The following is a 15,269-nucleotide window of genomic DNA, read 5'->3' on the forward strand; positions in this document are numbered from 1 at the left end:
GCGTTCTTCCAGGTGAGGCGGGACGGTGGTCATCGGCGGCGGCCCTTGCGGGTGGCGCGGGTGGTGAGCTCCTCGTAGGCCGGGGCGTCACCGGCGCGGACGCGGTCCCACGCGCGCGTGAACAGTTCGGGCACCGGGACCACCGGCACCGTGCGCCCGTAGGCGCGCACCGGGTAGAGGCCCTCCTTCCAGATCTCCACCGGCAGCGCGGGGGACTTGAGGTCCAGCCAGCCGCACGGCAGGAAGAGCGTGCGCCCCGCGCGCGGTCGCTTGGCCTCCACGACCAGACCGCTCGCCGCGAGTTCGGCGCGGGCCTTCTTCGTGCGGGCGGGCTTCCAGCCGGTCCAGCGGGCGCAGTTGCGGTCCATGGGATCCGGGAGGGCCAGCAACTGGAGGTAGAGCGCCGCCGCGTCCGCGCCGAGCCCGTGCTTCGCCGCGACCTCGGCGACCAGCTCGGGCACGCTGAACGCCGGGTCCTGGGCGTACCCGGCAGGCCCCTCGGGGTCGGTCCCGGCGGCCAGCGCGCGGGCCAGTTCCTCGTCGAGGATCGTCCGCAGCGCCCACATGCCCTGACTGCGTCCGGCCCCGACAAGCCCCTCGACCAGCCCGAACACCGGGTCGTCGGGGGAGCCGAGCGCTGCCGGCCGCACGAGCACCGCCTCCTGGTCGCGGTACCACGGGCGCAGCACCAGCGCCTCGCCCACATACGTCAGACCGTGCGCGTCGGCGCCCCCGGCGGCGGGCAGCCCGTACGCCTTGCGCAGCCCGACGGCGGTCGAGGTGCCCTTGTCCGTCCACTCGACGTCCAGGTCCAGCAGCAGTCCCGGATCGGCGACGCGGTCGCGCAGCGCGGCGAGGCTCCCCGGCAGGACAGTCCGCAGCGGATGCCCGTACGGCAGGGAGTAGGCCAGCCCGGCGAGAGCGGCCACGGCACCCGTCAGGTGGCGGCGGGCGGGCAGCGCCGCCGGGTCCGCCGCGGCCAGGTTGCCGTCCTTGTCCGGCCGCTGGACGGTGGTGCGGCTGATCCACGGGGTGCGCCCGGGGTTGAGGATCTCCTCGACGGAGCCGGTCGACAGGCCGTCGAGGGTCAGCTCCCCGGCGAGCTCCTCCGGCAGCCGGACGACCGTGCCGAGCCGCTCGGCCCACACCCGGCCCGCCGCCTCTGTGTCCGGCCCCTCCGTCCACAGGTCGCCGGGCTGATGCGGCAGCAGCGCGCCGACGAGCGCCGCCCGGTCGCCGCTGTCGACCGTGCCCAACAGGGCGTCGCCGAGCTGCTTCTGACGAGGCTTCAGACCGGTCGTGGCGATCACCTCGGCGGTGAGCTGCTTCGGTTTGGCGGCGAGCAGCAGCGCCGCCTGCACCGGCCCCAGCCCGTCGCGCGACACCGCGGCGAGGGCGGTGGGCGCCTCCGGCAGCCAGGGCGCGGGGCCCTTGTCCCGGACGAGGGTGGTGACGGCGGTCAGCGCGTCGGCGGGGAACACCGCCGGGTGCGCGGTCTCCCGCTCCAGGGTGAAATGGGCGACCGCGCCGAACATGCCCGTCGGGTCGTGGTCCAGGGCGAGCCAGTGCACCCGCCCGGCCTGCCGGTCGACGTTCTGGCAGCCGAGGACGACGACGGTGCGGCCGTCGCGGCGCAGCACCTGACCGACCCGCTCCTGCTTCTCGTGCGGCTCGCTCAGCACGACCTCGCGCAACGCGGCCCCGGGCACGACGAGCGGCCCGTCCGCGATCGCCTCGCACAGCAGGAGCAGCGCCTCGCGGTGCGCCTCGGTCACCGCCGGGGTGACCGCGCGGTACGCGAGCGGGCGCAGCACGTCCAGCACGGCCGGCCACACCAGGCCGATGCCGGGCACGGTGAACTCGTCGCTGCGCCACCCGTCGGCCACGCCGGTGGACCGGGAGGCGTCGGCCAGGGCCTTGCCGTCGGCCGGCTTCCCGGACAGCACGTGGTTCACGCCACGGATCTGCCGCAGCGCGTTCCAGCGCCGCTCGCTGCCCCACCAGCCGTGCAGCTCGACGAGGCCGGTGGTGGCCTCGCGCAGCGTCTCGTCGTCGCCGTACTCGGGGCTGACGTCGGCGAACATGCCGTCGATCCGGCGGCCCGCCGCCTTCGGCCGCTCGACCGGCGGTGCCACGAACGAGGCGAGGGACTCCGCGAGCCGCAGCACCGCGTGCGCCAGGGCGGCGACACCGGAGCGCAGCCGCGCGTCGCCGAGCGCGGGCAGGCAGCGGGAGACGACGTCCTGGAGCACCTCGTCCGCGGTCGGCACCGCGGGCTGGTCCGGGGCGGTGACTCCACCGGTGCCCGTGGCTGCGGTCGCCGCAGGGGCGGTGGAACGCTTCGCGCCCATGGACCGCTTCGGGCGGGTGGCCTCCTCGGCGACACCGGCCGCCGCCACCTGCGCCAGCTTCGCCTGCCGCTCCGCCAGCGCCCGCGCGCCGGCCCGCAGGACCTCGGCCGCCTGCTCGTCGGTCAGCGCGCGCAGCACGGCCGACGCACGCTCGTCGCGTGGGCGAAGCGCGTGCCAGAAGTCCACCGGCGGGACGAACCGGGTGCCGGCGGCGAACTCGCCGCCGCGCTCCATCGGCGTCACCCGGCCCAACTCCCCGGCGGCCGACGGGTCGCCGCCCGCGTACAGGGCGATCTGCCGGTGCAGGCCGACGGCGACGGGCTCGGCCCCGCCGGGCAGCCGCAGCGCGCCGATCAGGACACCCGGCGACCGGCCGTCCGTCCAGGGCAGGGCGGCGGTCCGGCCGTCCGGCGTACCGGCGACCGTACGGGTCTGGTCGCCCTCGCGCTCGGTGCGCACCCAGCGGCCCAGGACCGTGCCGTCGGTGCCGAACGGGCTCTGTTCCAGGCCCGGTTGGAGCGGCAGCACCTCGCACTGCTGCTGGAGCAGGGTGGTGTCCTCACGGATGCCGGAGCGCAGGAACGCGGGCAGCGAGGCCCGCCCGTGCGTGCCGGTGACCGGGTCGTACTCCAGCCACACCTGCTGCGTGCCCTGCCTGCCCTGACGCCAGTAGGAGGTGCCGTCGCCGATGACGCGGCGGCTCGGCGGCACGGCGGTGTCACCGGCGTGCAGGGCGCGGCCACCGGTGGCGCGACCGCCGCCGGGCAGCGGGATCGACGGCTCGCCCGCGTCGTGGCCGCCGTACCAGTGGGGGAGCTGCTCGCCGCCGAGGGGGAACACGTCGGTTGGGCGGGCGGACCAGTAGCCGAACTGCTTGCCGTCCTGCCGCCACATGACGAGCAGTTCGCCGTCGGTGTAGCGGTAGTGCGGGCGCTGCCAGCGGTCCAGTGCGACGGGCAGCCGCAGGTCGTGCTCGAGCAGGATCTCGTCGGGTCCGACGACGAACACCTTGTGCGCGCGGGCCAGGATCAGCGCCGGCCAGGCCTCGCTGACGGCCAGCGTGTCGTCCCTGTCCCCATGCTGATTACGGTCGCGGTCGCGTTTCGTCTCGGCGTCGAGCCGGCGCAGCGCCTCGTCGAGCGCGGGCCAGCCCAGTTCGTCCAGGATTCCGGCGCGCAGCGTGTGTCCGAGCAGGGGCGCGGTCGCGTGCGCGGCGACCTTCGCGACGGCCGCCGGGCTCACCTTGGCGGCCACCGTGCGGAACGGACGCAGTCGCTCCAGCGCGGTCCGCGCGGCGGGCAGGCCGACCGCCGCGGTCAGTTCTCCGGCCGCGTCGTCCAGCCACTCCCGCAGCACGTCACCGAGGACGGGGTGGTCGGCCAGCCCCGCCAGCACCTCGGCCGCGGGACGGAAACCGCTGATCGTGCCGATGTCGGCGTACAGCAGGCGGCGCAGCCGCGGGTCCGCCGCCGTCGCCGTCAGATCGCGGCGGCCGGGCCGGGGCTCGCGCAGCCAGCGGTCCAGGGAGAGGTACACGACCTGGTCGGGGTCGGGCAGGGCCAGCGGCACGCCGTGTGCCGCGCACAGGTCGAGCAGGTCGAGGTCGGCTCCGGCGTGCCAGCGGCCCGTGCACAGGTCGACGCTGCGGCCCCGCTCGCGCAGCCGGGGCGCCATCCGCTCCACGAGGGCGAGCGTGGCCGGGGAACGTTCGCTGACGTTGCCGCCGTGCTTGCGGTGCAGGGCCCACCGGCCGAGCCAGTCCGCCGGATCGACCTCGGCCCCCGTCTCACCCGTCGTCTCATCCGCCGCCTCCCCGGTGAGGAGGAGATCCGCGCCGCACTCGGTGAGCAGCGTCAGCCAGAACTCGTCGTCCTCGACGGAACGCTCCAGACCGGCAGGCATGATCTCCAGCAGCCGCCCGCGCACCTCCGGACGCTGCGTCGCGAGGACGGCCAGCGTCGGCCGGTAGGCGTTCCAGAAGGACGCGGGCGCACGGACCGCGGCGGGCGAGGCGAGCAGGTCGGCGACCAGGGCGCACTCCTCGGCGACCCGGTCAAGACCTGCCGCCTTGAGCAGCCCGCGCGCGTCCTGCGGCAGCGACGCGTACGGCGGCATCCCGGCCGCACAGCGCTCCACGGTGAGCTGCCGGAACTGCGCCCAGGCCGCGGCCGGGTCCAGGCGCGCCGCGAGATCCTTGACGTGCTCCTTGAGCGCCTTGACCGTCAGCGCCCCGGCGAAGGCGAACTCCAGGAACACGGCCCGCTGCCGCTCCTCGTCCACCGCCAGCGCGTGCACCCGCTCGGCCTCGCGCGCCTTGCCGAAGAACGCCGAGGCGTACGTCGTGTTCTCGTGCTCCAGGAAGACGCGGGCGGCCTGCTCGTAGAAGGTCGGCAGGAAGTGCGGGACCGCCCGGCCGAGCCGGGTGCCCAGCTCCTCGAAGCCGTCCTTGGCGGCGCCCGGGCGGGACTTGGCCTGCCGTGCGAGCCGTTCGACGTCCTTGACCAGCGCCAGCGCGTGATGGCCGTTGGCCGGGTCGTGGACCAGCGCCCAGGCGGGGAAGCCGAGCGTCTCCCGGCGCACCTGACCGACCTCGGGGACCTCCGTGTCCCGGGCCAGCCCGAGGAAGTCCAGCGCGAGATCCTCCGCCTCGCCCAGGGTGCCCGGCACCAGCCGCACGATCCGCCGGTCGTCCAGCGCGGGGTGGGTGTACGTGCGGACGGTGAGCGTGTCGGCGTCCTCGCGGCTCGTGCTGCCCGGGGGCAGGACGGCGCCCGCGTCGAGGAGGGCGGCCGCGGTGGTCTCGTCGTAGGTCGTCATGCCGCCCGCTCCTCGTCCTCGATGTCGCGCCCGGCGTACAACGCCGCCGCCATGCGCATGCCCTCCGACCAGGCCACCGGCCCGACCAGCCCGAGCTTCAGCACCCGTCCCGCGGGGTCGGTGAACACCAGGGGGCCGGTCTCCGCCTGCTCGTAGCCCTCGTAGTCGCCGACCCACACCCGGGCCTCGACCGTGCGGCCGCCCTCCAGGACGGAGACGACGGCGTGCCCGCCGCGGACGCGGTAGCCGAGCTGCGCGACCCGGCCGTGCAGGAACCGCTGCTCCTTGAACGCTCCGCCGGCGTACTCCGCCACGGCGGTGCCCTCGGCGTCGAGCGCGGCGGGCCGCTGCCACACCTCGCGGAAGAGCTGCTGGGCGCGCTGCGCGACGCCGAGTTCGACGGCGAACTCCCGCAGCTCCGCCAGGTCTTCGAGGAGGACCGGGTGCGGGAGGCGGACGAGTTCGGGGGCGATGCGGACGGTGTCGCCGTCGAGGTCGACCAGGCCGAGGCCGCGCTCGGGGTCGGCGTCCCGCAGGAACCCGGCCACTTCGCCGTCGGCCCCGGTGACGACGAGGTCGCGCAGGGCGGCCTGCCAGGCGGGGTCGGGCCACACCCGCGCGACGACGGTGAGCGGCACCGGCAGCGAGCGCACCATCCACCGCTCCACGTCGGCCAGGCACTGGCGTTCGTGCCGCTCCAGCCACTCGGTGAGCTGGCGCAGGCCCACCACCGCCGGATCGTCGGCGATCTTGGGCGGTACGGATTTCAACCGCCGCCCGGCCGCATTGCGGCACACCACCTTGCCGTCATCCAGAGCGACTTCATAGTCGCCGGCCGACACCCACCCCATGTGTGCCTCCCGCACCCGCAGTGATCAAGTGACGGGAACTGTAGGACAGGCCACTGACAACGGGGTCCGGGAGACGACAGGGCGGCTCTTTGGCCAGGTCAGCCCTCGACCCAGCCGTGGTTCTTCGCGAACTGCGCGAGCCCGGCGCGCACCTGGACGATCTGCTCGCCGGTGAGCGAGGGCGCCGACGTCAGCAGCGCCTCGGTGACGTCCCGGACGAACTCCTCCGTGCTGAGCACATCGCACAGGACGTCGTCGTCGGCGGCGAGGGGCTTGCCGTCCTCGCCGCGCGCGAGGCGCACCCCGGACGCCTTCGGACCACGCTCGCCGTCCTCGATCTCGAACTCCACCACGATGCCCCGGCGCACCTGCGACTCGGGCATCAGCATGTCGTTGACGTGCAGGAAGACATCCTCCCCGCCGTCATCGGGCGCGATGAACCCGTAACCGCGCTGACTGTCGAAGCGCACCACACGACCAGCAACCATCCCAACCCCCAGCAACCTCGAAACACCCACGTCGGTGAACCTGCCCAGATCGTAGTCAGAACGACGGCCTCAGGGCGACCCGCACCGGACGTCGGCACAGAACGTCAGGACTCGGTGCGCTCCGCGTCACGCTTCTTGATGCGGACCGTCTCCTTGCGGACCTCTGCCTGGACGGCCCGCTCCTTCTCCAGCCACTCCGGCCGGGCGTCCTTGATCGCCTCGATCTGCTCGGTGGTCAGCGCCTCGCTCACGCCGCCGCGTGCCAGGCCCGCGATGGAGACGCCCAGCTTGGCCGCGACCACCGGACGGGGGTGCGGACCGGTCTCGCGCAGCGCCCGCAGCCAGGCGGGCGGGTTCGCCTGGAGCTCGCTCAGCTCGGCGCGCGAGACGACGCCCTCCTGGAACTCGGCGGGCGTGGCGGGGAGGTACACACCCAGCTTCTTCGCCGCGGTGGCGGCCTTCATCGTCTGGGTGCTCGCTTGCGACTTCATACGGTCCAGGGTATCGGCCGCCGACGAGACCTCCGACCACAGCCGGTAACCTGGCGGGATGACCGACTCGGCGGATTCCCCCTCGTTCCGGCTCGCGTACGTCCCCGGAGTGACACCCGCCAAGTGGGTGCGGATCTGGCGTGAGCGCCTGCCCGACACGCCCCTCACCCTTCTCCAGGTGACCCCCGCCGAAGCCCCCGACGTCTTGCGCGACGGCACCGCCGACGCCGCCTTCGTACGCCTCCCCGTCGACCGTACGGTGTTCAGCGCGATCCCCCTCTACACCGAGGCGACCGTCGTCGTGGTCCCCAAGGACCACGTGATCACGGCGGCCGAGGAGATCACCGTGGACGACCTCGCCGACGAGGTGGTCCTGCACCCCCTGGACGACGTCCTCGGCTGGGAGCGGCCGCCCGGCGAGGCCGCCTTCGAGCGCCCGGCGACCACCGAGGACGCGATCGAGCTGGTCGCCGCGAACATCGGCGTCCTGGTCGTACCCCAGTCGCTGGCCCGCCTCCACCACCGCCGCGACCTCACCTACCGCACGGTCGTCGACGCCCCGCAGTCGGACATCGCCCTCTCCTGGCCCGAGGAGGCGACCACCGACCTGGTCGAGGACCTCATCGGCATCGTCCGCGGCCGCACCGTCAACAGCACCCGGGGCCGCACCCAGCAGACCCCGGCGAAGGAGACGAAGGACGCGAAGCAGGCCAAGGAGCGGCAGCCCCGCAAGGCGCAGCCGGGCGGCCGGTCCGGGGGCGGTACCAAGAGCGGCGGTACCAAGAGCGGCGGTGCGAAGAGTGCCGGGGGGCGGCGCGGCACCGGCGGCGGCAAGCCCCGCCGCCGGTCGTAACGCCCCACAGGCCACACCGGCCCCCAGAGGCCCGCAGGCCCTACAGTACGAACGTCGCTCCGCGTGCCGTGCTCACCACCCTCTCCCCGTCGGCCCGTGCGAGCAGTCCGGCGCTCACCCACGCGTCCACCACGCTCCGTACCCGCGTGACGAGCGCGCTCTTGGACGCGAACGGCGCCGCCGCCCACACCTCGTCGAGGAGGGTCGTGCGGTCGGCCTTCGCCGGGTTGGCCACGCCCGAGTCGCTGGTGCCGAACACCACCCGGGGTTCGGCCCTGCGCACATACGCGTGCGTCGGGTCCTCGGTGCCCTCGTGGAAGGGGGCGAACTCGGTGCCGTCGAGCGTGAAGTGCAGCGGCTTCCCGCTCACCGGCGTGAGGGAGGGCAGCAGATCGCCGGAGAGTGCCGCGTTGCGGTAGAGGCCGAACTGCATATACGTGGTGGCGGAGTTGCGGGCGACCAGGTTGACCGGACCGAGGAACAGGCTTTGCAGGGAAGGGTCGTCGAGCGCCTTCTCCACCCGCAGCCGGAACGGCATCGCCACCCGGACGACGTCCCCGTCCCGCCAGGTCCGGGACACCGTGAAGTAACTGCCCGGCGCAGGCGTCCCGTTGACGCTCCGCCCGTTGACCGTCACCCGGAACCCGGCCGTCGCCCAGACCGGCACCCGCAGCCGCAGCGCGAACGTCGAGGTGCGTCCCCGGACCGTCAGCGTGCTGCCCTGCTCGCGCGGGAAGTCGGTGCTCTGCGCGACCGTGACGCCCCGCTCGGTCCAGGTGAGCGTGGCCGGGCTGTAGAGGTTGACGTACAGCGCGCTGCCGTCGGCCGCCTTGAAGTACACCGAGTCCTGGTACTTGGTGGCGCTCTCCATGCCGGTGCCCTCGCAGCAGGTCGTGCCCTGCTTGGGCGTGTAGTCGCGCACCGTGCCGGGCGCGAGCCCGATGAAGTACGTGACCAGCGGTTTCTCCGCGTCCGGGGTGTCCTGCCGGGAGCCGAGGACCTGGTTGTACAGGGCCCGCTCGTAGTAGTCCATGTACGCCGGATCCTGGTCGTGGAAGAACAGGGTCCGGCTCAGCTTCAGCAGGTTGTACGCGCAGCACGTCTCGGCGGTGACGCCGTCGATGGTCCCCGCGATGACGTCCCGCGCCTTCCAGAACTCGCCCTGGCTGGTGCCGCCGATGCCGTACATGCGGTGCGGTACGACCATGGCCCAGAAGTTCTTCGCGGCGGTGAGGTACCGCGTCTCGCCCGTCGCGTCGTACAGCCGCACCAGCCCGGTGAAGATCGGGATGTGCTGGTTGGCGTGCAGCCCGTCGAGCGTGTCGGTGTTCGCCGCGCACGCGTCGATAAGCTTGTCGAGGTCGAACAGCCGGGCCAGCGCGAGGTGTTGGGCCTTGCCGGACAGCGCGTGCAGATCGCAGATCGCCTCGACGATGCCGCCGAACTCGCCGCTGGAGAAGATGCCCCACATGCGCTGGAGCGTGGCCGCGGGCAGCTTCGACAGCCGGGCGTACATCCAGTCGCACATCCCCGACGCCAGGTCGAGCGCGCGCTCGTCGTCGGTGGCGAGGTAGGCGTCCAGCAGACCCCGCAGGATCTTGTGGGCGGTGTAGTAGGGCGCCCACACCTTGGTGTAGTCGGAGCCGGTCATCGACTCCAACTGGATGAACTGGGTCTCCGGGTAGGCCGCGAGGAACCCGGGGTGGCTGGGCCCGCCCCAGGTGCGGCGCAGGGTGGCGGTCAGGCCGCGCCCCGAGGCGTCGGCGAACGTGCCGCCCGAGGTCTCGTCGAAGGCGTAGGAGGCGAGGTCGCCGGGCGTGCGGCGGTCCTGCAACTGCGCGACCTCGGCGGCGGTCAGGGCCCGCGACCACACGTCGAAGCCGCCGAAGGCGCCCGCGAAGACCGGGTCGGAGGCGTAGTGGGACCGGCCGAGCCAGTTGCCGGTGAGGGTGCCGAGGGCGGCCGGGGTGAGGGACATCGCGGTGTTGCGGGCCACGGCCCTGCCGTCGACGTACAGCGTCCCGGTGCCCGCGGCGATGGTCACCGCGAGGTGGCTCCACCGGTTCAGGGGCAGCGCGGCGGTGCCGTCGAGCCCCTGCTCGCCGCCCGCCCCGCCGGTGGTGACGGCGAACCGGGGCACACCGCTCGCGTTGCGCGCGGCCAGGTACAGGTACCGGGTGGTGTCGTTGCCGCAGTCGAGGATCCGGGTCCAGTCGGCGTCGTGGGTGGGCTTCACCCAGGCGGCGAGGGTGACCTCCGCCGCGCCGCCGAGGACACCGGACGGCAGGTCGACGTACTGGTAGGAGCCGCGTACGTTTTCCGCCGCCGTACCGAACCGGCCGGCGACGCTCAGCACGGTCGGCTCGCGGCGCAGCGCCTCGCGCACCTCCGTCAGCGCGTCGATCGCCGTGCGGATCTTGTCGGCGAACACCTGCTCGCCGGTGCTCGCGTACGCCTGGGACAGCATTGTGAGGAAGTGCCCGGTGTAGTGGCCGCGCAGGTTGCCGTTGGCCTCGCCGTCCAGGCCCTCCCAGCCGCCGGGGGCGACCGCGCCGAGCGTGGCGCGGCCGGCGTTGGCGCGGAAGACCTGGAGCAGCCGGTTCACGTCGTAGCCACGGGCGTGGTCGAGCATCAGACGGCGCTTGTCGGCGAAGAGCCCGGGGCCGAGCGCGACGTCCTGGAGGGGGAAGGGCTGGAGGGCCCAGGCGGCCGGCGGCGGGAGGACGGCCGCCGCGGCTTCGGCGGCCGCGGTGCCGGCGAGTGGGGGGACGGCCGCCGCGAGGATCGCGCTCTGGAGAAGGGTCCGTCTGCTGAGGGGCGGTGCCATGGGGGTGTTCCTCCGGTCCGCAATGCATCGGGTGACGTTCGCGATCACGATGTTCGATATCGCGAACGGTGTGCGAATGATCGACCAGACGCTAGAGGCGAGGACGGGAACACGTCAACGGTCCTGACAGGACCGGAAGTTGCGGACGGGAAGGCTACGTGGCGGCGGCCCGCCCGATCGACTCCACGAGCGGCAGCAGCCGGTACGGCACCCGTTCCCGCAGGGCCACCTCGGTGCGGGTGCGGACCACGCCGGGCACGCTGATGAGCTTCTGGATCACGTCCTCCAGGTGCGCGTTGTCGCGCGCCACCACCCGGGTGACGAGGTCGCCGCCGCCGGTGATCGAGAACGCCTCGACGATCTCCGGTACGGCGGCCAGCGCGTCGCCCACGTCGTCCAGGTGGCCCTGGGTGACCTCGATGTGCACGAACGCGAGCACCGGGTGGCCCAGCGCGGCGGGGGAGAGGGACGGCGCCGTGCCCGTGATCACGCCGTCCCGCTCCAGCCGGTCGAGGCGGGCCTGCAAGGTGCCGCGCGCGACGCCGAGGAGCCGGGCGTACTCCCGCACGCTGGTGCGCGGCTGCTCGAGCAGCAGCCGCAGAATCCGGGTGTCCAGCTCGTCCACGGGCATGGCCCCGGCCTCCTCGTACGTACGTGACCAGCGCCGACTGTACGTCAGACGGCGAACTCGTGGTCGCGTGTCTCCGGCAGGGCCAGCAGGCACAACAGGCTCACCAGGCACAGTCCGCCGGTGTAGAAGCCGAGCACCAGCGGCGATCCCCAGTGACTGTTGAGCCAGGTGGCGACCAGTGGGGCGAAGCCGCCGCCGAGGGTGTTGGCGAGGATGAAGGCCGCGGACGCGCCGGTGTACCGCAGCCGGGCCGGGAACAGCTCGGGCAGGAAGGCCGCCACCGGCGAGAACATCAGCGCCAGCAGCACCAGCCCGACCGTGTACGCCCCGGTGATCACCCAGCCGTCGCGCGTGCTGAGCGAGGCGTACATGGGCACCGCCCACAGCACACTGCCGACGGCTCCGGTCAGCATCACCGGGCGGCGGCCGATCCGGTCGGCCAGCCTGGCGGCCGGCAGGGTGACCGCGATACCGGCCGCCGCGCCGACGCTCGCCGCCGTCAGCATCGTGTTGCGGGAGATGCCGAGTGCCTGCGGCGCGTACGACAGGCTGTAGACGATCGTGAGGTAGTAGACCGCCGAGCCGCCCAGCGCCGCGCCGATGCCGAGCAGCAGCCGGCCGGGATACCGGGTGACCAGCGTGCCGAGCGGGAAACGGGACTCGGGGGCCGGTGCTCCCTCGGGTCTCGGCGCGGACGCCTCCGCCGGTGTGAACGCGGGTGACTCGGAGACCGTCGCGCGCACCCACAGGCCGACCACCACGAGCACCGCGCTGAGCAGGAACGGGATCCGCCAGGTCCAGTCGGTGAAGGCGTCGCGGCCGCCGATGTTCAGGGTGGGCAGGATGACCGCGGTGGACAGCAGGAAGCCGAGCGAGGGCCCGGCGTTCGGGATGGACGCGTACAGCGCACGGCGTCCCGGCGGCGCGTGTTCCGCCGCGAGCAGCACCGCGCCGCCCCACTCGCCGCCCATGCTGACGCCCTGGAGCAGACGGAGCGTCACCAGCAGGACGGGGGCGAGGAGTCCGGCGGTCTCGTACGTCGGGAGCAGTCCGACGCCGACCGTCGCCACGCCCATCAGCATCAGGGAGAGGAACAGCGCCCGGCGCCGGCCGAGCCGGTCGCCGATCGTCCCGAACAGGGCGACGCCCACCGGGCGGGCCACGAAGGCAGCGGCGAACGTGAGGAACGCGGCCAGCGAGGAGACGGTCGCGTTGCCCGACGGGAAGAAGGCGGGGCCGAGGACGAGCGCGCTGGCCGTGCCGTACACGGCGAAGTCGTAGTACTCGATCGTCGTGCCGACCAGGCTCGCGACGGCGACGCGCGGCGCCGGGGTCGCGGTGGGCGCGGCGGGCGCTTCGGCTCCGCTGGGGGCCGCCGCCGTCGGGGAAACGGCCTTGAGGGTGGTATTGGGCGGTAATTGAGGCATGGGGAGTCACTTCCGATACGCCCGGGTCCGGGCGATTGCTCGGTCCGGGCACGAATGGGGAGGGAAGGCCTCGCATGTAACACGAACAGGGGTGCCCCTGTCACCTCGTGCGGTAATTCAATTTAGGCCCAGAAGGCCTCTTCGCCTAATTCGCGGCCTCTTTACACGTGACATCGGCAATAAAGCGCAGAAAACGCCCGAACGGCATCATCTAGCCGTGTCAACCCGCCTGACCTGTCAACTCGCTGTCGGATACTCATGCGTTGGGCCGTATGAATATTGGAAGGCGGTCACACCTTGCCAATCGCTGATCACGCACGGAATGCTGAGGCGGGGGAACTTGAAAGTTCTACGACCATCGTTTTTCGGACATGGCGACCGCATGGAGCTGCTTCCGGTCCGGCTTTCCTGAAAAGCGGTCTCCAGGCTGGGAAGGCGTATTACCCGTGCTGAAAACCGGCAAGCTATTGCGCATTAGAAGACTTTCGCTGGCGGGGGACGGCCGGCATCTGTTCGTGCCGCTCGACCACAGCGTTTCGGACGGCCCGATCGTCCCCGCCGACAAGTGGGACGACCTGTTGCGCGCGCTGGTGGACGGCGGCGCCGACGGGATCATCGTCCACAAGGGACGTGCCCGCGCCTTCGCGCCGGACATCCTCAAACGCTGCGCGCTGGTGGTGCATCTGAGCGCGAGCACCGCCTGCTCCACCGACGTCAACGCCAAGGTTCTGGTCGGCGACGTCGAGGAGGCGGTGCAGCTCGGCGCGGACGCGGTGAGCGTCCATGTGAACATCGGCTCCGACACCGAGGCGCAGCAGCTCGCCGATCTGGGGGCGGTGGCTCGTTCCTGCGACACGTGGGGCATGCCGCTGATCGCGATGGTCTACCCTCGCGGCCCGCGGATCGACGACCCCCGTGACCCGGCCCTCCTCGCCCATGTGGTCAACGTGGCCGCCGACCTGGGCGCGGACATGGTGAAGACCTCCGTCGCGCTGCCGGTGGAGCGGATGGCCGAAGTGGTGGCCAACAGTCCGCTGCCGGTGCTCGCGGCCGGCGGTCCGCCGGACGACTCCGACCTGGTCGAGTACGGCACCGCGGTGATGGCCTCGGGTTGCAGCGGGCTCGCCATCGGCCGCCGGATCTTCTCCTCGCCCAACCCCTATGCCCTGGTCTCCCGGCTCGCCGCCGTCGTGCACGGCGCGGGCGGGCTGGCCGCGGACATGAGCATGACCCCCTCAACCAGCAATTACCCGACGATCGTGGCAGGTGTCGCATGAGGTTCGCGTGGATCGATCTCCGTGAAGTCCCCCGTACGCAGCTCGAATCGGTGGTGGACGCAGCCGTCCACGCCCGGATGGCGGGAGTGCTCTCCGCCGACGCGGAGCTGCTGGCCACACTCCCCCCGACCATCACCAGAGTCCTGGCCGCCGACGGCGCGCCCACGGCAGCGGTGACGGCCGGCGGCAAGAAGCCCGGCGACAAGGAGACGAAGGACGCCGCAAGCCCGAAGGACGGCGCGGGCGCGAAGGACGCCAAGGAGAGCAAGGAGGGCAAGGAGGGCAAGCCCGCCGGTGTCGACCTCCTGCTGCGGACGTTCCACACCCAGGACGAGCTGGACGCCCTCGCCGCGGCCAACCGCGCCACCGGCACGGCTACGGGCACCGGCACCGCCCCCGCCACGCCCGTCGTCGGCTTCATCGGCGTACGGGACGACCGCACCCTGCGACTGTCGTGCTCGGGCGCCATGGCACTGCCCTACACCGTCATCCACTTCGCCGACCCGACCAAGATCCCCCTGGAGATCGTGCTCGCCGCGGCCGAGTCCGCCGAGGGCAAGCTGGTGACCGTCGTCGACGGCCTGGAAGAGGCGGCGATCGTCTTCGACGTCCTCGAACGCGGCTCGGACGGCATCCTGTTCACCCCCCGCTCCGCCGACGACGTGTTCGCGCTGGCCCGCCTGCTGGAGGCCACCACGCCCCAACTGGAGCTCTCCACCCTGACGGTGGAGAGCATCCGGCACGTCGGACTCGGCGACCGGGTCTGCGTGGACACCTGCTCGCACTTCGAGGAGGACGAGGGCATCCTCGTCGGCTCGTACTCCTCCGGGTTCGTGCTGTGCTGCAGCGAGACCCACCCGCTGCCCTACATGCCGACCAGGCCGTTCCGGGTCAACGCCGGTGCCCTGCACTCGTACACGCTCGGCCCCGACAACCGCACCAACTACCTCAGCGAGGTCGGTTCCGGCAGCGCCCTGCTCGCGGTCGGCGCCGACGGACGCACCCGCCGGGTGGTGGTCGGCCGGGCGAAGCTGGAGTCCCGCCCGCTGCTGGAGATCCGCACCCACGCCGAGGACGGCCGACTGGTCAGCCTCACCGTGCAGGACGACTGGCACGTCCGGGTGCTCGGCCCCGGCGGCAAGGTCCTCAACGTCACCGAACTCCGGGCGGGCGACGAACTGCTCGGCTACCTGGCCGCCGACAAGCGCCATGTCGGCCTGCCCATCGGCGAGTTCTGCAAGGAGGTCTGAGGCCCG

Annotated in this window: 10 protein-coding genes; 3 read left to right on the top strand and 7 right to left on the bottom strand. The window is 72.8% G+C overall.

The features are described from left to right. Positions 1 to 29: 29 nt before the first annotated feature. The 4 genes from BMZ82_RS20530 to BMZ82_RS20545 all read right to left on the bottom strand — a co-directional run bounded on the left by BMZ82_RS20530 (position 30) and on the right by BMZ82_RS20545 (position 6,998). Positions 30 to 5,168 (bottom strand): hypothetical protein, encoded by a 5,139-nt coding sequence (locus BMZ82_RS20530; RefSeq protein WP_093777829.1) that lies wholly within the window; start codon positions 5,166 to 5,168, stop codon positions 30 to 32. Beyond that, positions 5,165 to 6,019, bottom strand: a complete 855-nt coding sequence (locus BMZ82_RS20535) for a DUF4132 domain-containing protein (RefSeq protein WP_093777831.1) — start codon at positions 6,017 to 6,019, stop codon at positions 5,165 to 5,167. The genes BMZ82_RS20530 and BMZ82_RS20535 overlap by 4 nt, the downstream gene beginning before the upstream one ends. Positions 6,020 to 6,117: 98 nt before the next feature. Continuing rightward, positions 6,118 to 6,507 (bottom strand): cold-shock protein, encoded by a 390-nt coding sequence (locus BMZ82_RS20540; protein WP_093777833.1) that lies wholly within the window; start codon positions 6,505 to 6,507, stop codon positions 6,118 to 6,120. A 104-nt stretch (positions 6,508 to 6,611) separates the two neighbouring features. Continuing rightward, positions 6,612 to 6,998: a DUF5997 family protein gene (locus BMZ82_RS20545; protein ID WP_093777835.1), complete on the bottom strand. Its 387-nt coding sequence runs from the start codon at positions 6,996 to 6,998 to the stop codon at positions 6,612 to 6,614. A gap of 58 nt (positions 6,999 to 7,056) precedes the next feature. Between BMZ82_RS20545 and BMZ82_RS20550 the strand changes: the two genes are divergently transcribed. Next, positions 7,057 to 7,851 carry a LysR family substrate-binding domain-containing protein gene (locus tag BMZ82_RS20550; RefSeq protein ID WP_093777837.1) on the top strand — a complete coding sequence of 265 codons (795 nt, stop codon included), beginning with the start codon at positions 7,057 to 7,059 and terminating at the stop codon, positions 7,849 to 7,851. Positions 7,852 to 7,891: 40 nt separating this feature from the next. Here the strand turns inward: BMZ82_RS20550 and BMZ82_RS20555 are convergent, their stop codons facing one another. The 3 genes from BMZ82_RS20555 to BMZ82_RS20565 all read right to left on the bottom strand — a co-directional run bounded on the left by BMZ82_RS20555 (position 7,892) and on the right by BMZ82_RS20565 (position 12,736). Further along, positions 7,892 to 10,678 (bottom strand): beta-L-arabinofuranosidase domain-containing protein, encoded by a 2,787-nt coding sequence (locus tag BMZ82_RS20555; protein ID WP_093777839.1) that lies wholly within the window; start codon positions 10,676 to 10,678, stop codon positions 7,892 to 7,894. 154 nt (positions 10,679 to 10,832) lie between these two features. Further along, positions 10,833 to 11,309, bottom strand: a complete 477-nt coding sequence (locus BMZ82_RS20560) for an Lrp/AsnC family transcriptional regulator (RefSeq protein WP_093777841.1) — start codon at positions 11,307 to 11,309, stop codon at positions 10,833 to 10,835. A gap of 44 nt (positions 11,310 to 11,353) precedes the next feature. Next, entirely contained in the window at positions 11,354 to 12,736 is a 1,383-nt protein-coding gene (locus tag BMZ82_RS20565; RefSeq protein ID WP_093777843.1) for an MFS transporter, read from the bottom strand. Positions 12,737 to 13,182: 446 nt separating this feature from the next. Between BMZ82_RS20565 and BMZ82_RS20570 the strand changes: the two genes are divergently transcribed. Both BMZ82_RS20570 and BMZ82_RS20575 read left to right on the top strand, forming a co-directional pair. Beyond that, positions 13,183 to 14,013 (top strand): class I fructose-bisphosphate aldolase family protein, encoded by an 831-nt coding sequence (locus BMZ82_RS20570; RefSeq protein ID WP_177244583.1) that lies wholly within the window; start codon positions 13,183 to 13,185, stop codon positions 14,011 to 14,013. Next, entirely contained in the window at positions 14,010 to 15,263 is a 1,254-nt protein-coding gene (locus BMZ82_RS20575; protein ID WP_093777847.1) for a 3-dehydroquinate synthase II family protein, read from the top strand. The genes BMZ82_RS20570 and BMZ82_RS20575 overlap by 4 nt, the downstream gene beginning before the upstream one ends. Positions 15,264 to 15,269: the final 6 nt, after the last annotated feature.

Source organism: Streptomyces sp. yr375, from assembly GCF_900110755.1.
Classification (GTDB): domain Bacteria; phylum Actinomycetota; class Actinomycetes; order Streptomycetales; family Streptomycetaceae; genus Streptomyces.